Raw genomic sequence first — 19,974 nt, 5'->3', positions numbered from 1 at the left:
GGCTGAGGCAGACGCTGGGGCGTGACGCCTGGTCAGCGCGTCCTGTGGTTCGCACGACGGTCACACAGCTTCCGCCCTTGCTCCTGTTGTCCTGGGGCGCCTTGTTCTTCAACGTCCTGACCCCGAGCGGCGGGATGATCGTGCCCATTCCGCATGCCGTGAGCCAGGCCCTTGCCCAAGGTGCTCTCATCCTGGCGATCGTGCTCGCCCTGATGGTCAACCCCCGGCTGGTCATCCGGTCGAGCACCTTCCTCGTGCTGGTGTCGCTGATGGCAGTGCTAGCCCTCATGGTCGGCCTGTACAGCCCGTTCCCGGTGAGCTCCACCTACCGGGCGGTGCGTCTCGCCGGGTTCGTGGCTTGCCTCTGGCTCCTGAGCCCCTGGTGGGGCAGGTCGGACATGGCGATCCTGCGCGTCCACCGAGTCTGTCTCTGGGGCGCCCTGGTTTCTGTTGTCGCCGGAGCCGCGTTGGCCCCCGGCGCGGCCTTCGGGACGACGGGGCGGCTCTCGGGCGTGATCTGGGCCATGCCGGCGCCACAGGTCGCCCACTACGCCGCGGTGCTGCTGGGCACCTCCGCGATCTTGTGGATGTGCCGGGTCATCGGGGGACGTCATGCCATGGTGGCGATCGGCCTCGGTGCCGCCGTCCTGATCGGTACCCACACCCGCACTGCGCTCGTCGGGACGATCCTGGGACTGGCGATCGCCTCAGCGAGTCTCTTCCTCGGGCACGCGCGAGTCCGTCGGACCACGCTGTGGACCATCGTGCTGGGCGCGGGGGCGGGCGCGCTCTTCGCGCCCCAGATCGTCATCTGGGCGGCGCGCGGTCAGTCGGCCCAGGAGGCGTCGCAGTTCACCGGGCGCACCAAGGTGTGGGACGCCTCGCTCCAGGAGGACCGACCGCTGGTGACCAAGATGCTCGGGAGCGGGCTGTCCAACAAGTCGTTCAACGGTCTGCCGATCGACAGCAACTGGATCGCCACCTACCTGGACCTGGGCTGGGCCGGCATCGTCGTGCAGGTCACCTTCATCCTGCTGCTCGTGGTCATGGCCGTCACCCACGTTCGCGGGGTGAGGAGGGCCCTGGCGCTGTTCCTCATCGTCTACTGCATCACGGCGTCCATCACCGAGACCGGGACCGGCGACGCCTCGACCTACCTGCTCGACCTCACCGTCGTTGCAGCATTGCTCGTCCCCGAGCCGGGGAGACGCCTGAGATGAGACCCCGGAGGCAGCCATGAACCAGGAGCAGATCAAGTCCTTCTGGAACGACCATCCCTGCGGCGACCACATCGTCGGTGGGCTGCACCAGCGCTTCGACGACGACTACGAGAGGTTCTTCGCCGCGTATGACGCCTGGCGCTACGACCAGGAGTCGCACATCCCCGCGATGCTCGACCGGGTCGACTGGCGTGGCAAGCGAGTCCTCGAGATCGGGTTGGGACAGGGCGCGGAGTCCGAGCAGCTGATCCGGAGGGGAGCGCTCTGGTCGGGCTTGGACCTCACCGACGAGTCGGTGGACCGGGTGCGGACCCGCCTCGCAGCCCGGGCCCTGCCCTACGAGGACCTGCGCCAGGGCTCGGTGCTCGACATCCCCTGGGCTGACGACAGCTTCGACCTCGTCTTCAGCCACGGGGTGCTGCACCACGTGCCCGACGTCCACAGGGCACAGGCCGAGATCCACCGGGTGCTGCGGCCCGGGGGCGCGCTGGTGGCCATGCTCTACGCCCGGCACTCGCTCAACTACCAGGTCAGCATCCGGCTGGTGCGCCGCGCGGCTCTGGCCGCGGCATACCCGTTGCGCCACTCAGGGCGCCTCGCGCGGGCCCCGATGCTCCGCCAGCACCTCGACAACGCTGAGCGGGTCGGTCTGCGCCACTACCTCGCCCTCGACACCTTCACCCACCGCAGCACGGACGGGCCGCTGAACCCGTTCGCGCGGGTGTACTCGACGCAGGACGCGCGACGGGACTTCCCCTCCTTCGAGCTCGTGGCGGCGAGCAAGTGCTACCTGCACGCCCCACCGTTGCCAGTCAGGCGCCTGTCCCTGTCCGGGCGGAGGATGGGGTGGCACCTGTGGGTGCGTCTGGACGCCCGACCGGAAAGCACTCCGGCCCAAGGCGTCCCGGCAGAGACCGCCTGGACGGACGAGTTCGGGGAGGTGTCGCTGTGAGTGGGCACAGCGTGCAGCCGGGGCAGGTCCGGGGCCGGCGCGGGGTCCTGTTGGACCGCGACGGCACCATCATCGTCGACAGCGGCCACGTCGGGAGGGTTGACGACGTCGTCTTCCTCGACGGGGCCATCGAGGCCATAGCGCGCCTCAACGCCGCGGGGATCCCGGTGGCCGTGGTGACCAACCAGGCCGGCGTGGCGCGGGGCTTCTACGAGCTCGAGGACGTCGAGCTGGTGCACAAGCACATGGCTGCCGAAATGGCCCGCCACGGCGCCCACGTGGATGCCTGGTTCTACTGTCCGTACCACCCGGACGGGATCGTGGCCGCGTTCGCCCGGGGCAGCTCGGACCGGAAGCCGGGTCCGGGGATGGCGGTGGCGGCGGCCGCCACGTTGGACCTGGAGCTCTCCAGCTCCTGGGTGGTCGGGGACAGCGAGGCGGACCTGGGGATGGCCCGCGCGGTGGGTGCGTCTGCCTTCCTCGTCGCCGAGGGAGCCTGTGTCGCAACGCCGGACGTCGTGACGGTGACCAGCTTGGAGGACGCCGTCGACGCGATCCTGGCCCAGAACGCAGCCCCTGAGACGTGCCTCGGCGAACGCCTCGACCAGCGCCCGGGCGCAACCGCTCCTGCCGACGCGGCGGTGCCCGCAGCGGCGACGTTCCCGACCCACCGCTATCGCGATGCCTGCGCCTTCGCCACCGACTACGCGGACGAGCTGTCACGCGCGTTGGCGGCAGTGGACACCGCCAGCTTCGAGGCTGCTGCTGCCCTGCTCAACGCAGCGTATGAACGGGGTGCCACCGTGTTCTCGTGTGGCAACGGTGGTTCGGCCTCCATCGCCAACCACTTCCAGTGCGACCACGTCAAGGGTGTGCGCTTGGGCACCGGTCTGCTCACCCGCGTGCAGAGCCTGAGCACCAACGTGGAGATCCTCAGTGCGATCGCCAACGACCTCGGCTACGACGAGGTGTTCGACTACCAGCTGGAGTCGCTCGCCCGTCCCGGGGACGTCCTGGTGGCGGTGTCCTCATCGGGTCGCTCGCCGAACATCGTGAGGGCCCTGCAGTGGTGTGCCGCCCACGGCGTGCAGACCGTCGCCTTCTCCGGCTTCACCGGCGGGCCGTCCCGTGAGCTCGCGACGGTCTCGATCCACGTCGACTCCACCAACTACGGGGTGGTCGAGGACGCGCACCAGGCGTGCATGCACCTGCTGGCACAGTTCGTCCGCCAGTCGCGGATGTCCGACGCGGCTGTCACCGGCGGGGTGTTCTGAGCGATGCGCGTCGCGATCAACCTCCTCACCGACGACCCGGACCACCCTTCGGGGGCACACTGGTTCTGGACCCGGGTGATCCCCGAGATGGCCAGCCACCTCACCGAGGACGAGGAGCTGCACCTCCTGGTGAGCCGGAGGACGCGCGGCATGCACCAGGGGTACGGCCGGGGGGTGCACTACATCACCTTCCCGTGGTCCAACGAGCACCGTGACCTGCGCACGCTGAGCGAGCACCTCTACACGCCGGTCCGCCTGCCGCTCAAGGGGATCGACGTGTTCAACACGCTGATCGCCCCGATCGTCAAGCCGGCCCCCTCGCTGGTGGCCCACTTCAAGACGATGCACGCGTTCACCGCGCCCGAGGCCCTGCGCCCAGCGGCCCGGCTCTACCGGCGGATCGGATACCCGCGCACGGCGGCGGTCGCCGACGCCATCATCATCAACTCCGAGAGCCTGCGGTCAGAGGTCGAGAAGCACCTCGATGTCGACCCGGCCAAGCTGCGGCTCATCCCCGAGGCGGTCGACCACGAGCTGTTCCGTCCCGGCGACGAGGCCGTGGCCAGACACCGGCTGGCGGAGCGGTACGGCGTTGACCGGCCCTTCGTGCTGTTCGTCTCGTCGCTGTGGCCCTACAAGAACTGTGACGGCCTGCTGCGCGCCTTCGCAGTGGCCAAGCCAGACCTCGCCGGTCACCAGCTGGTCCTGGTCGGGCCTGGTCGGGACACGGCATACATCGCGCGGCTGCACGCCCTCGCCGAGGAGCTCGGGGTCGCCGGGGACGTGGTCTGGGTCGGAGGTGTGCCCCTCGAGGAGACGGTGCACTTCTACCGGGCTGCCGACGTGTTCGTGTACCCCTCGCACAACGAGACGTTCGGGCTCACGATCCTCGAGGCCATGGCGTGCGGCTGCCCGGTCGTGACGTCCGACCGCAGCGCCATGCCGGAGACCGCCGGGGGGGCGGCGTTCTTGGCCGATCCCGACGACCCGGCCGCGATCGCCGCGGCCGTTCTGCGAGCGTGCGACGAGGACGATGGCATGCGCACTCGTGGGCTGTCGCGAGCAGCGCAGTTCACGTGGGCGCAGACCGCGAAGTCGACCCTTGAGGTGTACCGCGAGGTGCACTCGAACCGAAAGGCGCAGCGATGAGGATCCTGGTGACGGGAGGAGCCGGCTTCATCGGCTCGCACACGAGCGACCGGCTCGTCGAGCTCGGCCACGAGGTCGTGGTGCTCGACGCCCTGACCGCGCCGGTCCACCGCGAGGGTCGGCCCAACTACCTGACATCAGGGGCGGAGCTGTGGGTCGGTGACGTGCGCAACCGCGAGCTGCTCGCCAACCTGCTTCGCCGGGTCGACGCGGTCTACCACTTCGCGGCCTACCAGGACTACCTCACGGACTTCTCCCGGTTCAGCTCGGTCAACGTCGTCTCGACGGCATTGCTCTACGAGGTGGCGGTCGAGGCAGGCCTCGACCTCAAGCGCATCGTGGTCGCATCCTCGCAGTCCGCCATGGGGGAGGGGCTCTACTGGTGCCCGGCCGACGGAGACCAGGCGCCCGACATGCGGCCGGAGTCGGCGCTCGCGCGAGGGGAGTGGGGCCACCGCTGCCCGGTCTGCGGCGGACCGCTCCAGCTGCGGACGACCCCGGAGACCTTCGCGAACCCGCAGAACGCGTACGGGATGTCGAAGTACGGCGAGGAGATGGTCGCCATCAACCTCGGTCGCCGCTACGACATCCCCACCGTCGCCCTGCGCTACAGCATCGTCCAAGGGCCTCGGCAGTCGATCTACAACGCGTACTCGGGAGCCTGTCGCATCTTCTGCCTGCACCACCTGCTCGGGTCGGCTCCCACCCTCTACGAGGACGGCGGGATGATCCGCGACTACGTCAACATCCACGATGTGGTCGCCGCCAACGAGCTGGTGCTCACGGATGACCGCGCGGTGGGTCGGGTGTTCAACGTCGGAGGCGGAACCCCTTACACGACAGCAGAGTTCGCCGCGGTGGTGCGCGAGAACTACGGCTCTGACCAGCAGGCGCGAGTGTCGGGAGAGTACCGCTTCGGCGACACCAGGCACATCCACTCCGACATCGAGGCGCTGCGCGGACTCGGCTGGGCGCCGAAGCACACACCCGCGGACTCGGTCGCGGAGTATGCCGCGTGGCTGGAGGGGATGCCCGGCCTCGAGGACGTGCTTGCCGAGGCGGACGCGAAGATGCGGCAGCTCGGCGTGGTGCGACAGGCACACGCCTGACGCGACGGCGGGCCCGCGCGACCACGGGTCAGGGACGCGACCTCACTTCGATGGAGGTGCGGACGAACCACCGCCGACAAAGGCTCGTTGACGTAGCCGCAGGCTACTCGCTGCGGCGACGATGGCGAAGGACAACAGGCCGCCGCCAAGGACGTCGGTGGGCCAGTGGGCCGCCGAGACCAGCAGTGCCACCGCCATGAGGGTCCCGGCGAGGGCCACCGGCAGCCACCCCCACCAGCGCACCCGGGGCCACAGGATCATCTGGCACCCAGCGAGACAGACCAGCACCGCCACCATGTGTCCCGACGGGTAGCTTCCGCCGCTCCCGGTCACGAACCCATGGGGATCGGGCCGATCGAGGGCGAGCTTCGAGACCAGGGTCAGGACGACCGAGGTTCCGGCCAGCGTCGTCGCGAAGATCGCGGGTCGCGCCGACCGGCGCCAGGCCGAGGCGGCGAGCGTCGTCACGGTCAGCACGAGGTACATCCGCTCAGGTCGTAGCCGTGACATCCACGGGCTCCAGCGGACCTGTGCGGGGCCCCAGGCGTCGTGAGGCCGCAGCTCGCTGATGACCCCGGCCTCCGACGCCTGGCTGGCACCTGTGGCCACCAGGACCCCGAGCGCGACGAAGCAGCAGAAGGCACCCATGGCCACCCACATCGGACGTCCCGTCCGTCGTGGGTTCACCGCGTCCTCCAGGCCGCCCCCGGCTGTGACGGGGTCACACCGGTGGAGGAGCCGACCGCACGCCTTGCGCCAGCGCCGCGAGCTCGGGTGTGCCCGCGTCACGGTAGACGAGGGTGAGCTGGTCGTCCTTGAACCATGCTGCCACTGATGCCTTGCCGGTCGAGAGAGCCATGACCCCGCTCCTGGTGCGCACGAACCGGGGCTTCGACCTCGCGACCGCCCCGAGCAGCTGGACGGCGTACTGGTCCTGGAAGGTCGTGCTCGCGGCCGCGCCACGCTTGATGCGGTACACGGCGACGGCCCCCACGTCGGTGCCGTTGACGGTGACGGTGCGAACCGCGGACGAGGTGATCATGCCGGCCGAGGCGCCCGTCACCGCGACAAAGTGCCGACGGTCGCCCACGGAGGCGGTTCCGTAGCCGATCTGCCCCACCGGGTTGGGGCTGATCACGGGCATGGCAGCCCGGGGGTCGGTGACGGCCCGGGGCGCGACGGGGGACGCCGTCGCACCGGCACGTCCCTGGGCCGGCGTGGACGAGCCGGACCGGGACGAGCCGGGCGTGGACGCCCCCGGCGTCGAGGCGGCTGACGGGGAACCGCCACCCGTCGACGCAGGGGTGGGCGAACCCGGCCCGGTGCAACCGGTCAGGATGACCGCCGCAGCCAGTGGGCCGAGCACTGCGCGCCGTCCGGTCGTGCCCATGGATAACCCCCTTGGGCCGTCGTCGGTACCGCCCTGACGACCGTGCTCCCGACCATAACCAGTCCCTGTCTGCGTGGTACCCACCGATGGAGTAGGCACAAGGTCCAGCCGGCGACTCATGCATCGGTTGTAGTCCATTCGGCCCGGTTCGCCGTCGTCTGCAGGGCCTACAGGTCCCACACGGATACCTGACAGCCTCAGGTGTCGGCGACGACAGATGGACGAGGACTGACGGTGGATGACCGTCCACGCCTCGATGTGAGGGCGATGCGCAAGGGGTGCAGTCATGGAGAATCTCGCGGGGGCGGATTCTGGGTACTCGATGGATGTGCCGGACCGGTCCGGAACGACCCAGGACCTGTTCGGCGAGTTCGTGGTGCCCGAGCCTCAGCTCTCCACCGCTCGCCCCGCCAGTGGCTGGACGGCGCCGACGGGGCCATCGAGCAAGCAGTCCTGGTATCGGCGCTACCGCCGCCGCGCCGTCGTGGTGGACATGTCCGTGGCCCTGGTGGCAGGACTGCTGTGCACGTTCGCCCCGTTGGGCGACGCGCCCCTGCAGGCTCGGGTCATGACGGCCCTGGCGCTTCCTGGCGCCTGGTACATCTCCTTGCTGCTCGCGCACGGCTACGAGCGCCGATACCTCGGCATCACGCCGGACGAGTATCGCGCCATCGGTCGTGCGGTCGTGGGCCTGCTCATTTCGGTGGCCGTGGCGTCATGGCTCTCCCACCTCGAGATCGCCCGCGGAATGGTCCTCGGGGCCGCTCCCGTCCTGCTCGTCCTCAACCTCATGGGTCGTCACGTCCTCCGCCGCGGGCTCATCGCCCGACGCGAGGCCGGTGCCGACACTCAGCGGACCGTCGTCATCGGCAACGTCGCGACCGTGGCTCCCCTCATCCGGCAGCTGCGCCGCGCCCCGGGCGAGGGCATGCACGTCGTCGGCGCCTGCGTCTCGGGCCTCGCCACCGACGGCGACTTCGCCACGGCGGTGGAGGGGGTCCCCGTCTTCGGATATCCCGACGAGGCCATGCACGCCATCGACCTGCTGGACGCCGAGGTCGTGGCCGTGTCCAGCGACCCGGAGCTCAGCGGTCCCAGCCTGCGTCGTCTGGCGTGGAGCCTGGAGGAGCGCGAGGTGGACCTGGTCATCGCGCCCGGCCTGTTCGAGGTGGCCGGACCGCGTCTCAGCATCCGTCCGTCCGCGGGCATGCCGCTCCTGCACGTCGAACGACCTGCGATGTCCGGCGCCCGGCGCCTGTTCAAGCGCAGCGCCGACATCATCCTCGCGACCGGCCTGATGTGTCTGGCCGCTCCTGTCCTGCTGGCCATCGCCGTGGCCGTCCGCCTGGACTCACCCGGAAACGTCCTGTTTCGGCAGACGCGTGTGGGTGCCCGCGGTGAGACCTTCCAGATGCTCAAGTTCCGGACCATGTGCGTCGACGCCGAGCAGCGCAAGGCGCAGCTGGTGGGCTCCGTGGACGCCGGCAACGCAGTGCTGTTCAAGATGCGACGCGACCCTCGTGTCACCAAGGTGGGCGGCATCCTGCGACGGTTCTCCATCGACGAGCTGCCCCAGCTGGTCAACGTGGTCCGCGGCGAGATGTCGCTGGTGGGTCCGCGCCCGTCCCTGCCGTCCGAGGTCGCAGCCTACGAGTCGGACGCCACGCGTCGGCTCCGGGTCACGCCCGGTCTCACCGGGCTGTGGCAGGTCAGCGGCCGCAGCGACCTCTCCTGGGAGGAGTCGCTGCGCCTCGACCTCTGGTACGTCGACAACTGGTCCCTCCTGCTCGACCTGCACATCATGGCCCGCACTGCGCGCGCCGTCCTAGGAGGTTCTGGTGCGTACTGACACTGTCGGCGTGAGCCGCACGACGGGCTCTGTCTCCGCGGCCATCCTGCTCATGTCCGGGCTCGCCCTGGGCGCCTGTGCAGGTGGGTCGGCCGCGGCAACTTCCGCCCGCCCCTCGTCCTCGGCGACGGCGGTCGCGCCCACCGAGACTCCCGCCGGCACGGCGACGCGTCCGCCGGACGCCGTGGTCACCGCGCTCCCGACCGTCAGCCGGCCCGGGGCCAAGGCGGCGTCCGCGCGCATCAAGGGCGGCAAGGGCACTTTCAGCCAGGGTGTGACCTACGCCGACGGCCTGACGATGCACGTGGTCGGCGTCAAGCAGAGCACGTCGACTGGGCAGGGCCCGGGCGTCTTCGTGGGTGCTCCCCAGACCGCTGTCTCGCTCGAGATCGTCAACGGCACGCACGCCGAGCTCAAGCTCGACCAGGTGGTGGTGTCCATGGTCTACGGGAAGCCCACGCGCCTGGCCGCCCCGGTCTACGACCAGAGCTCCCGCGACCTTTCCGGGAGCCTGAAGCCAGGGGCTCGGACCACCGCCACCTACCAGTTCTCGGTGCCGGTCAAGGAGCTGGGCAACGTCGTCATGACCGTCGACATCGACGGGGTTCACTCGGTCGCCACCTTCTCAGGCTCGGCACGGAGATGACCGTGGCCGGGGTGCGCACTCGCGTCGCCGGGCTCGCCGTGACGCTCCTCGTGGTCGGTCTCGGCCTCGTGGGCGGGCCTGCTGCAGTCGCCACTGCCGACACCGCACCCAACCCAGGCACCCCCGCGACGGTCTCGGCCGATGCGCTCCCCACGTGGCAGGTCAACGGCGTGGTCTGGTCGCAGGCGGTCGTCGGCAACACCGTGTACGTGACGGGCAAGTTCGCGACGGCTCGGCCCCCGGGCGTTGCGGTCGGTGGCCTGGGAGAGGTCGCCGTCGGCAACCTGTTTGCCTATGACATCCGCACGGGCCAGCCCGTCGCCGGCTTCGACCACACCCTGAACGCGCAAGGCCTCGTGCTGCACGTCAGCCAGGACGGCAAGCGTCTGTACGTCGGCGGCGACTTCACCACCGTCGACGGCGTGCCGCGCGGGCACATCGCGGCCTTCGACCTCGCCACCGGGGCCCTGGTGCCCAGCTTCGCACCCGCGTTGGACGGCAAGGTGCAGGCCATCACCACGTCGGGTCCTTGGGTCTACGTCGGCGGCGGCTTCTTCCATGTCGGCACCCTCTACCGGCAACGTCTGGCGGCCCTCGCCGCAGTGAACGGCGGGGTCTCGATGGCATGGGCGCCGACCGCGTCGACCTCCGACGTGCGCGCCCTGCTCATGTCCCCCGACCGGTCCAAGGTCATCATCGGGGGCTCGTTCCTGACGTTGAGCGGTGTGACCGCGAACGGCATGGGGGCCGTCGACCCGATCAGCGGCGGCGTGCTGCCCTGGGCCGCGAGCAGCGTGATCAAGGACTACGACAATGGCGGCATCACCTCGCTGACCACCGACGGCACCTCGGTCTTCGGCTCGGGTTTCGCGTTCGGCACCGGCGGCACCTTCGAGGGCTCGTTCTCGCTCAACCCCGCTGACGGCAGCATCAACTGGGTGGCCGACTGCCTCGGCGACACCTACTCCACCTTCCCCGCGACCGACGTGCTCTACAGCGTCGGGCACGCTCACAACTGCTCGGTCATCAACGCGTTCCCGGACACCAGCCCCCGCGTGCGCTGGCAGAGGGCCCTCGCGATGACCAAGGTGCCGACCCAGACCATCACCAAGCTGGACGCATACAAGTGGAACTTCATCGGGCAACGTGCGCCATCGGTCCTGCACTGGTTCCCGAGCCTCGAGGACGGCAAGGCATCGGGACAGTCCCAGGCTGCCTGGAGCGTCGTCGGCACGACCGACTACGTGGCCCTGGGCGGGGAATTCCCGCTGGTCAACAACTCCTACCAACAGGGACTTACCCGCTTCGCCATCCGTGCCCTGGCGCCCAACAAGGCACGTCCTCGCTTCGATGTGCTGCCCGCCAAGGTGGTGCCCACGACGGCGGTCGCGGTCCGTCCGGGTGTCGTCCGCCTGACCTATGGCTCCGCCTGGGACCGCGACAACGAGACGCTGACCTACGACGTGTACCGGGACGGCACCACGCTCGTGAACAGCTCGACCCTCAAGACCAACTTCTGGACCACACCCCTGGTCGGGGTCACCGATCGTGGCGTCCCGGTCGGCAACCACACGTACCAGGTGAAGGTGACCGACCCCCTGGGCAACACCAACTGGACCACGGTGTCGAACGCGGTCACCGTCCCGGCGGCGACGTCGGGGTACGCCAACGCCGTCCTGGCGAACAACCCCACGGCCTACTGGCGCCTGGGTGAGTCGCAGGGTCCGACGGGATACGACTTCACCGGCAACGGGTACGACGCCACGGGGGGCCCCGGCGTCACGTGGGGTGCGACGGGCGGCTCGGGCGACGGCGATGCGGCCGTGACCCTGGCGGGTACCGCCGCAAGCCTGCTGCCGTCCGCCAACCCTTCAGGGGGTCCGGTCGCCGCCCCCGCCTCCTTCTCGCTCGAGGCGTGGTTCAGGACGACGGCGACGAACGGCGGGGAGCTGATCGGTTTCGGCGACCGGACGGACGGCTCCAGCACGGTGGCAGACCGCAACCTCTACCTCGACGACGCGGGGCACGTCCTGTTCGGCGTCAACCCCGGCGTCAAGAAGGTCGTCGCCTCGAGCCAGTCGTACAACGACGGCCAGTGGCACCATGCCGTGGCGGCCCTCGGGCCGGTTGGTCAGAGCCTCTACGTCGACGGCGTCCAGGTGGGGCGGGACGTGACGACCACCTCGGCGGCCGCAGGAGTCCTCGGCCAGTGGGTGCTCGGTGGAGACACCCTCACCGGGTGGCCGAGCGCGCCGACGAGCAGGTACTTCTCCGGCTCGCTCGACGACGTCGCCGTCTACCCCTCCGCACTCGGCCTCGACGTGGTGCGCGCACACTACCGGGCCAGCGGTAGGACCCTGACGAACCTTCCTCCCACGGCAGCCTTCGTGACCAAGACCGCGGGCCGGACCCTGTCGGTGGATGCCAAGTCATCTTCGGACCCCGACGGTCCCCTCGCCTCGTACTCGTGGACCTTCGGGGACGGGGCAACGGCTTCGGGGGCCACGGTCAACCACACGTATGCGGCGCCCGGCAGCTATGTCGTGACGCTCACCGTCGCGGACCCGCAGGGAGCCACGGCGGCGACCACGCAGACGGTGACGGTCGTCAATGCTCCTCCTACTGCGGCCTTCACGACGTCGGCAGCGGCCCTCGCCGTGACGGTGGATGCGTCACCGTCGTCCGACCCCGACGGCACCGTGTCGAGCTACGCCTGGGACTTCGGCGACGGCAGCACCGGGACCGGCCGGACGACGACCCACACGTACTCCGTCGCGGGGACGTTCCCGATCAAGCTCACGGTCGCGGACGACAGCGGTGCCACGGCAACGGTGACCCGGTCGATCACGGTGCTGCCGGCCAACCAGGCGCCTGTTGCGGCCTTCACCGCTTCCGCAGCCGGAGACCTCACCGCAAGCATGGACGCGTCCGGCTCGTCGGACCCGGACGGGACCATCGCCGGCTACGCATGGGCCTTCGGTGACTCCACCACGGGCAGCGGCCGGATGGTCACCCACCGCTTCCCGGCCCCCGGCACCTACTCGGTGGTCCTGACGGTGACCGACGACCGCGGGGCTACGACCTCGGCGACACGGCAGGTACTGGTCAACGGCCCCTTCGCCCTCGACTCGTTCGGGCGCACCGTCAGCTCGGGATGGGGCTCGTCCGAGGCCGGCGGCGCCTGGTCGCTCCTGGGGTCCACGAGCCTGTTCTCGGTGACCGGCGGCACCGGCGTCATGCGCAACGTGTCCGCTGGTGGGGGCGCGGCCGCGCACCTGGCCTCGGTCTCGTCGCTGGACACGGACCTGGCTGTCGACGTGGCGCTGGACAGGCTGCCCACCGGTGGGGGTGAGTTCGTCTCCGTGACGAGTCGCGGCACCTTCTCCGACGCCTACCGGGCCAAGGTCCAGGTCACGGCCACGGGCGGCGTCGTCGTCAGCTTGGTCAAGGTGGTGGCCAACACCGAGACCGTCCTCGTCACGCGGTCGGTCACCGGCCTCACCGTCGCTCCCGGCGCCCCGGTCTCCTTGCGGCTGCAGACCTGGGGGACCGCTCCCGCCATGCTGCGGGTCAAGGTGTGGCAGGCCGGCACCGCGGAGCCGGGCGCCTGGGTCGCCGAGGCCACCGACAGCACGGCCTCCCTGCAGGTCCCGGGAGGCATCGGTCTGCGGACCTACCTGTCGGGCAGCGCCACCAACGCACCTCTCACGACGTCGTTCGACAACCTCGTCGCCCGACCCACCGGCAACTAGACCGCCCACACTCACTCGAGACGGACAGCAGAAACCATGAATTCACGCTTCGCCTACGGCCACCTTCGTCGCGCCGCAGCCCTGCTCGTCTCGGCGATGGTCGCCGCTCTCCTCGCGGGAGGGCTGCCGCTCGCATTCGCAGCTCCCGCGCACGCCGACGTGAACCCGGCGCCCGGAGTGCCGCAGACCGCCTCAGCGAAGTCGCTGCCGACGTGGCAGATCAACGGTGTCGGTTGGCAGCAGGTCATCGTGGGCAACACGGTCTACGTCACCGGCAACTTCACGACAGCCCGGCCGCCGGGCGTCCCGGTGGGGGGCGCGGGCGAGATCACGGTCGGGCACCTGCTGGCCTACGACATCCGAACGGGCACGAGGATCTCGACCTTCAACCACATCCTCAACGCTCAGGGGCGCTCCATCGCCAAGTCCCCTGACGGCACCCGCATCTACGTCGGCGGCGACTTCACCACCGTGGACGGGCAGGCCCGCGGGCACATCGCGGCCTTCGACGTCGCCACCGGCAACCTGGTGCCCGGGTTCGCCCCGAACGTCAACGGGGTGGTACGCGCCATCACCGTGAGCCCCAGCACCGTCTACTACGGCGGCTCCTTCTCCTCGGTCAACTCGGTCAAGCGCGGCAGCCTGGCGGCCTCGAGCGTCGGCACCGGTGCCCTGACGAGCTGGGCTCCGGGCGCGGACGGAATCGTGTGGGCCCTGGTCGTCACCCCCAACGGGTCCAGGGTCATCATCGGTGGCCAGTTCACCAACCTCAGCGGGGTTCCGGTCTACGGCAGCGGCGCGGTAGACGCAGCCACCGGTGCGGTCGGCACGTGGTTGGCGAACAACCGCATCCGCAACTCGGTCAACGGCGCCATCTCGACCCTGACGACGGACGGCACCACTATCTACGGCACGGGTTGGGCCTTCGGCACCGGCGCCACGTTCGAGGGCAGCTTTGCCGCCAACCCCGACGACGGCTCGCTGCGCTGGGTCTACGACTGCCTCGGCGACACCTATAGCGGCGCCCCCATCGGCGACGTCTTCTACAGCGTCGGCCACAGCCACGACTGCACGGCCATCAACGAGTTCCCCGACACCAACCCTCGCGTGCGCTGGCAGAACTCGTTGGCCTTCACCACGGCACCTGCTGGAACCATCACGCGTACGGACGCCTACGGATGGGACTACACCGGGCTTCCGTCGCCTTCGTTGCTGCACTGGTTCCCGGCGTGGTCCAACGGCTCCTTCACCGGGCAGTACCAGGCTGGCTGGAGCATCTCCGGCAACAGTGACTACGTCACCGTGGCGGGCGAGTTCCCCTACGTCAACGGTGCCGCGCAGCAGGGCCTCGTGCGCTTCGGCATCGGAGCAACGGCAGACCTGAAGAGCGGCCCCCTCTACGACACCAAGCCGCCCAGGCCGGTCCCGTCCACGACCGCCGGCACCGTGCGCCCCGGCGTGGTTCGGGTGGCCTTCGGGTCGGCCTGGGACAAGGACAACGAGGAGCTGTCGTACCAAGTGACCCGTGACGGCGTCACCAAGGTGGGCGCCCCCTTCAAGGTGAAGACCAACTACTGGACCCTGCCCAACCTGGCCGTCACCGACACGTCGGTGCCCGCGGGGAAGCACACCTACCGGGTCCGCATCACCGACCCGAACGGCAACGCGCTCGACAGCCCAGTCTCCAACTCGGTCTCGGTGTCTTCGAGCATCGGCGCCTACGGCGACACGATCATCGGTGACAACCCGGTGGACTACTGGCGCCTCGGTGAAGCCGGCGGCAACATCGCCCTCGACGGCGGCTCTGCCGGGCACGACCTGTCCACCCGCGCGGGCCTGACCTTCGGTGCCGACGGCGCGGTCACCGGCAACACCGCGGTCACCCTCGACGGCGCCACCGGGTATGCCGCGACCGCCGTGACCCAGCCAGGACCGAACTCGTTCTCGGCCGAGGCCTGGTTCAAGACCACCACCACGACCGGGGGCAAGATCCTCGGGTTCGGCAACAACGCCGACGGTCTGAGCAACAACTACGACCGCCACGTCTACATGACCGACTCGGGCCAGATCGCCTTCGGCGTCTACTCCGGAGGCACCCAGGTCATCACGACTCCCGCCTCCTACAACGACGGTGCATGGCACCAGGTCGTCGCCTCCATGGGCGCCGACGGGATGAGCCTGGTCATCGACGGCGTCCGGGTCGGCAAGATCCCCTCGGTGACGGCGGGACAGTCCTTCGACGGCTACTGGCGGATCGGTGGTGACAGCCTCGGTGGCTGGCCGGCCCAGCCGACGAGCAGCTACTTCGCCGGCTCCGTCGACGAGGTCGCCGTCTACGACACCCCGCTGTCGCTCAGCCAGGTCCGCGCGCACTACGTGGCCAGCGGCCGCACCGTCGCAGTACCCCCGGTCCCGACCGACTCCTACGGCGCCAAGGTCTACGCGTCCTCGCCCGACTTCTTCTGGAGGATGGACGAGACGTCGGGCACGATGGCCGTCGACACGATGGGTCAGACCGCGGGCAAGTACACCGGCGGCGTCACCCTGGGCCAGCCCGGCCCCTTGTCGGGGAACGGCAACACCTCTGTCACCTTCAACGGGGTGGACGGCAACCTGACCTCGGCCTCGACGTTCGACAGCCCGAGCGTCTACTCCGAGGAGCTGTGGTTCAACACCACGACCACGCGAGGCGGCAAGCTCATCGGTTTCGGGACCGACCCGACGGGCAACAGCAGCGGATACGACCGGCACGTCTGGATGTTGAATGACGGCCGCCTCCGGTTCGGGACGTGGACCGGCCAACCCAACATCGCCGAGTCCAGCGCGAGCTTCAACGACGGCTCCTGGCACCACATGGTGGCCACGCAAGGCCCTGACGGGATGAAGCTCTACGTGGATGGCACGGTCGTGGGCACAGACCCGCAGACCTCGGCACAGCCCTACACCGGGTACTGGCGTGTGGGTGGCGACACCCACTGGGGTGACGCGGACAGCTACTGGATCGATGCCCGCATCGACGAGGTGGCCGTCTACTCGAAGGTCCTGAGCCTCGCTGACGTCCAGGACCACTACGGCGCTGGTGGCGGCACGGTCGTCAACCAGTCGCCTACGGCAACCTTCACGAAGTCCATGGCCGGCCTGAAGCTCACCGCTGACGGCACCGGGTCCAGCGACCCCGACGGCACCATCGCGAGCTACGCGTGGAACTTCGGCGACGGTACGACCTCCACCGACCCGAAGCCGGTCCACACCTACACGACGGGTGGCTCCTACACGGTCTCCCTGACCGTGACGGACAACCGCGGTGCCACGGGCGCGACCAGTGCGGTCGTCACCCTCATCGCCCCGCCGACCGACACCTACGGTGCGGCCGTGGCAGCCTCGGCGCCCGACCTGTACTGGCGCCTGGGGGAGTCCGGTGGCCCGATGGCCGCCGACGCCACCGGCAACAACCCGGGTGCGTACTTCGGCAACGGTGTGACCTACGGCGTCGACGGCGCAGTCCCGGGTGGCGACAAGGCCGCGGCGTTCGACGGGACCACCACCGGGGTGGGGGCCACCCAACCGGTGACCAACCCCACGGTCTACTCGGAAGAGCTGTGGTTCAAGACCACGACGACCGCCGGTGGCAAGCTCATCGGTTTCGGTGACCGCAACTCCGACACCAGCAGCAACTACGACCGCCACGTCTACATGCTTGCCTCGGGGCAGCTGCAGTTCGGCGTCTGGACGGGTCAGTCCAACATCGTCGGCTCCTCCGCGTCCTACAACGACGGCACGTGGCACCACATGGTGGCGACCCAGGGCCCCGACGGCATGGCGCTCTACGTCGACGGTGACCTGGTCGGCACCAACCCGCAGACAGCGGCGCAGCCCTACACCGGCTACTGGCGCGTCGGCGGTGACACGAGCTGGGCGGACAGCAACTTCTTCGCCGGCTCGATCGACGAGGTCGCCGTCTACTCCAGCGTGCTCGCGGCGGCCACCGTCCGTGACCACTTCACCAAGGGTGGTGGGCAGCTGCCCAACGTCCTGCCGACCGCCGCGTTCGACTCCTCGATGGCGGCACGCACGGTGAGCGTGGATGCGAGCGCGTCGACCGACTCCGACGGGTCCATCGCCTCCTACGCGTGGGACTTCGGCGACGGTGCGACCGGTACCGGGAAGCTTGCCTCGCACCGCTACACGGCAGGTGGCACGTACTCGGTGAAGCTCGTGGTCACCGACAACCGTGGCGGCACGGCGACGTCGACCAAGTCTGTGGTCGTCCCAGACAACGCAGCGCCGACGGCGGCCTTCACGTCGAGGGCGACGGGTCTGACGGCCTCGGTCGACGGGTCGGGTTCGGCGGACTCCGATGGCACCGTGGCGTCCTACGCCTGGGACTTCGGTGACGGTGGGACTGGGACGGGCGCTACGGCGACCCACACCTATGCCACCGGCGGCACCTACCAGGTCAAGCTCACCGTGACCGACAACGACGGTGCGACCGGCGCGGTCACCAAGGCGGTGCTGGTCAAGTCCAACGCGGCGCCGACGGCGGCCTTCACGTCGACGGCGACGGGTATGACGGCCTCGGTCGACGGGTCGGGTTCGGCGGACTCCGATGGCACCGTGGCGTCCTACGCCTGGGACTTCGGTGACGGTGGGACGGGGACGGGCGCCACGGCGACCCACTCCTACGCCGCAGACGGGACCTACCAGGTGAAGCTCACCGTCACGGACAACGGCGGTGCGACCGGCTCGGTCACCAAGGCCGTGGTGGTCAAGTCCAACGCGGCGCCGACGGCGGCCTTCACCTCGACGGTCTCGGACCTCAAGGTGACCCTCGACGGGTCGGGCTCGTCGGACACCGACGGCACCGTGGCCTCCTACGCCTGGGACTTCGGTGACGGCGGGACGGGGACGGGCGCCACGGCGACCCACACCTACGCCACTGGAGGGACCTACCAGGTGAAGCTCACGGTCACGGACAACGGCGCTGCGACCGGCACCGCCACCCGCGCGGTGAGTGTCAACGGTCCGTTGGCCAAGGACACCTTCGCCCGCACGCTCACGACGGGGCTGGGTGCGGCTGACCTTGGTGGCGCCTGGGCCCTGTCCGGCAGCACATCGGCCTTCTCGGTCAATGGGGGCTGGGGCAACCTCGCGATTGCCGCACCCGGCAAGGGCTTGGCAGCAGCCCTGGGCTCGGTGTCCTCCACGGACACCGACGTCCAGCTCCAGGTGAAGTTCAACAAGGCCCCCACCGGCGGTGGCTACATCGCCAGCGTCGTGGGCCGCGGCGGCACGGCTGACGGGTACCGCACCAAGGTCACGGTGGCGTCATCGGGCGCGATGACCGTGGCGCTCGTCAAGGTCGTCGGTGGGGTCGAGACGGCACTGACCTCCAAGATCCTCCCTGGGGCCACCTACACGGCGGGGACGTCCTACACGGTGCGCATGCAGACGTGGGGCACCACTCCGACCGCCCTGCGGGCAAGGGTCTGGGCCACCTCGGCCACGGAGCCGATCACCTGGCTGGTGTCGTCCACCGACTCGGCCACGGGTCTGCAGGCCGCAGGTGGGGTGGGCATCGTGACCTACCTCTCCGGTTCGGCGACCAACGCTCCCGTGACGGTCAGCATCACCGGACTCCTGGCTCGCCTGACGGGCAACTGAGGAGACGCTCGGGGGCCATCGCCCCCGGCACGACACATGATCGAGCCCAGCAGGCGGTTGCCTGCTGGGCTCGATCGCGTCCCGGGTTGGACATCCCTTTACCCAACGGTCATGAGGAGGGTTGGTTCGCACTAGTCCATTCAGGGGATCCGCGCAGCAACCGACACGCGTCATTTGTACGACGACTTTTAACGTATGCCTCGCTCGAGGTGCAGGAACCCGTGGGTGGGCCCCGAGCTACCGGAATCCTCCCCCGGAAGGCCCCCCGTCATGTCCGACACCCGTTCCCGCCCACTCGGCGTCTCCCGTCGCCGCCGGCTCGCTGCGATCGCCGCCGTCAGTGTGGGCGTCATCGCAGCCTCCGCCACGGTCGCCGACGCCCGTCCCGTGCCGCGATCGAGCTGGGGGTGGCAGTGGCCCCAGGGGCGCCCGGTCGTCTGGCACCCGACGCCGGTCCCGTCACGGCCGCGACCGACCCCATCCACCACGACGACGACACGGCTGCCCTCACCCACCAGCACCACGCGGCTCCCGTCGCCGACGACCACCACCCCACCCCTGCCCGTGGTGACCACGCCATCGCCCGTGACGACCAGCCGCCCGCCGGTGACGACCACCACGACGCCTCCTGCGCCGGTGACCACCACCGCACCCCTGCCCGTGACGACCACGACGACGGTTCCTGCGCCGGTGACCACCACCGCACCCCTGCCGGTGACGACCACGCCACCGCCGGTGACGACCACCACGACGGTTCCTGCGCCGGTGACGACCACCCCACCCCTGCCGGTGACGACCACCACCCCACCCCCGCCGGTGACGACCACCACCCCACCCCCGCCGGTGACGACCACCACCCCACCCCCGCCGGTGACGACCACCACCCCACCCCCGCCGGTGACGACCACCACCCCACCCCCGCCGGTGACCACGACCCCTGCACCGATGGCGCCCTCCGTCGGTAGCGCCGCC

The 19,974-nt window shown here is 69.9% G+C and carries 12 protein-coding genes; 10 read left to right on the top strand and 2 right to left on the bottom strand.

The genetic code is table 11. The features are described from left to right. The first annotated feature begins 77 nt into the window (after positions 1-77). From ABEG17_RS04965 to ABEG17_RS04945, 5 genes are read left to right on the top strand one after another with little or no spacing between them, the layout of a single operon-like run. Positions 78-1,220 carry a hypothetical protein gene (locus ABEG17_RS04965; protein WP_406832177.1) on the top strand — a complete coding sequence of 381 codons (1,143 nt, stop codon included), beginning with the start codon at positions 78-80 and terminating at the stop codon, positions 1,218-1,220. A gap of 16 nt (positions 1,221-1,236) precedes the next feature. Beyond that, positions 1,237-2,172 (top strand): class I SAM-dependent methyltransferase, encoded by a 936-nt coding sequence (locus ABEG17_RS04960; protein ID WP_406832176.1) that lies wholly within the window; start codon positions 1,237-1,239, stop codon positions 2,170-2,172. Beyond that, positions 2,169-3,446, top strand: coding sequence for an HAD-IIIA family hydrolase (locus ABEG17_RS04955; protein WP_406832175.1), 1,278 nt, complete (start codon positions 2,169-2,171; stop codon positions 3,444-3,446). The genes ABEG17_RS04960 and ABEG17_RS04955 overlap by 4 nt, the downstream gene beginning before the upstream one ends. Positions 3,447-3,449: 3 nt before the next feature. Beyond that, on the top strand, positions 3,450-4,595 hold the full coding sequence (locus tag ABEG17_RS04950; RefSeq protein ID WP_406832174.1) for a glycosyltransferase family 4 protein: 1,146 nt from the start codon (positions 3,450-3,452) through the stop codon (positions 4,593-4,595). Continuing rightward, complete coding sequence (locus ABEG17_RS04945) at positions 4,592-5,704, top strand: NAD-dependent epimerase/dehydratase family protein (RefSeq protein ID WP_406832173.1); 1,113 nt, start codon at positions 4,592-4,594, stop codon at positions 5,702-5,704. The genes ABEG17_RS04950 and ABEG17_RS04945 overlap by 4 nt, the downstream gene beginning before the upstream one ends. Before the next feature lie 42 nt (positions 5,705-5,746). Here ABEG17_RS04945 and ABEG17_RS04940 read toward each other — a convergent pair whose 3' ends face one another. Both ABEG17_RS04940 and ABEG17_RS04935 read right to left on the bottom strand, forming a co-directional pair. After that, positions 5,747-6,364, bottom strand: a complete 618-nt coding sequence (locus ABEG17_RS04940; RefSeq protein WP_406832172.1) for a phosphatase PAP2 family protein — start codon at positions 6,362-6,364, stop codon at positions 5,747-5,749. 61 nt (positions 6,365-6,425) lie between these two features. Further along, complete coding sequence (locus tag ABEG17_RS04935; protein ID WP_406832171.1) at positions 6,426-7,094, bottom strand: hypothetical protein; 669 nt, start codon at positions 7,092-7,094, stop codon at positions 6,426-6,428. A gap of 286 nt (positions 7,095-7,380) precedes the next feature. Here ABEG17_RS04935 and ABEG17_RS04930 point away from each other — a divergent pair, with 286 nt between their 5' ends. The 5 genes from ABEG17_RS04930 (at position 7,381) to ABEG17_RS04910 (ending at position 19,967) form a co-directional block, all read left to right on the top strand. Beyond that, the gene (locus ABEG17_RS04930; protein WP_406832170.1) at positions 7,381-8,943 is read left to right on the top strand and encodes a sugar transferase; all 1,563 of its coding nucleotides are present in this window, start codon (positions 7,381-7,383) and stop codon (positions 8,941-8,943) included. Positions 8,944-8,953: 10 nt separating this feature from the next. Further along, complete coding sequence (locus tag ABEG17_RS04925) at positions 8,954-9,589, top strand: hypothetical protein (protein ID WP_406832169.1); 636 nt, start codon at positions 8,954-8,956, stop codon at positions 9,587-9,589. Between the two features lie 11 nt (positions 9,590-9,600). Continuing rightward, positions 9,601-13,341, top strand: coding sequence for a PKD domain-containing protein (locus ABEG17_RS04920; RefSeq protein WP_406832168.1), 3,741 nt, complete (start codon positions 9,601-9,603; stop codon positions 13,339-13,341). Positions 13,342-13,377: 36 nt separating this feature from the next. Then, positions 13,378-19,002, top strand: coding sequence for a PKD domain-containing protein (locus tag ABEG17_RS04915; protein ID WP_406832167.1), 5,625 nt, complete (start codon positions 13,378-13,380; stop codon positions 19,000-19,002). 407 nt (positions 19,003-19,409) lie between these two features. Next, positions 19,410-19,967, top strand: a complete 558-nt coding sequence (locus ABEG17_RS04910; RefSeq protein ID WP_406832166.1) for a hypothetical protein — start codon at positions 19,410-19,412, stop codon at positions 19,965-19,967. Positions 19,968-19,974 lie beyond the last annotated feature (7 nt).

This window comes from Pedococcus sp. KACC 23699 (assembly GCF_045348425.1).
Classification (GTDB): domain Bacteria; phylum Actinomycetota; class Actinomycetes; order Actinomycetales; family Dermatophilaceae; genus Pedococcus.
This window is presented reverse-complemented; position numbering and strand designations above follow the sequence as displayed.

Excerpts from the sequence above, each read along its gene's own strand:
- ABEG17_RS04960 (WP_406832176.1), top strand. The coding sequence starts at position 1,237 with ATGAACCAGGAGCAGATCAAGTCCTTCTGGAACGACCATCCCTGCGGC.
- ABEG17_RS04940 (WP_406832172.1), bottom strand. The coding sequence starts at position 6,364 with ATGTGGGTGGCCATGGGTGCCTTCTGCTGCTTCGTCGCGCTCGGGGTC.
- ABEG17_RS04930 (WP_406832170.1), top strand. The coding sequence starts at position 7,381 with ATGGAGAATCTCGCGGGGGCGGATTCTGGGTACTCGATGGATGTGCCG.
- ABEG17_RS04950 (WP_406832174.1), top strand. The coding sequence starts at position 3,450 with ATGCGCGTCGCGATCAACCTCCTCACCGACGACCCGGACCACCCTTCG.
- ABEG17_RS04915 (WP_406832167.1), top strand. The coding sequence starts at position 13,378 with ATGAATTCACGCTTCGCCTACGGCCACCTTCGTCGCGCCGCAGCCCTG.
- ABEG17_RS04945 (WP_406832173.1), top strand. The coding sequence starts at position 4,592 with ATGAGGATCCTGGTGACGGGAGGAGCCGGCTTCATCGGCTCGCACACG.
- ABEG17_RS04935 (WP_406832171.1), bottom strand. The coding sequence starts at position 7,094 with ATGGGCACGACCGGACGGCGCGCAGTGCTCGGCCCACTGGCTGCGGCG.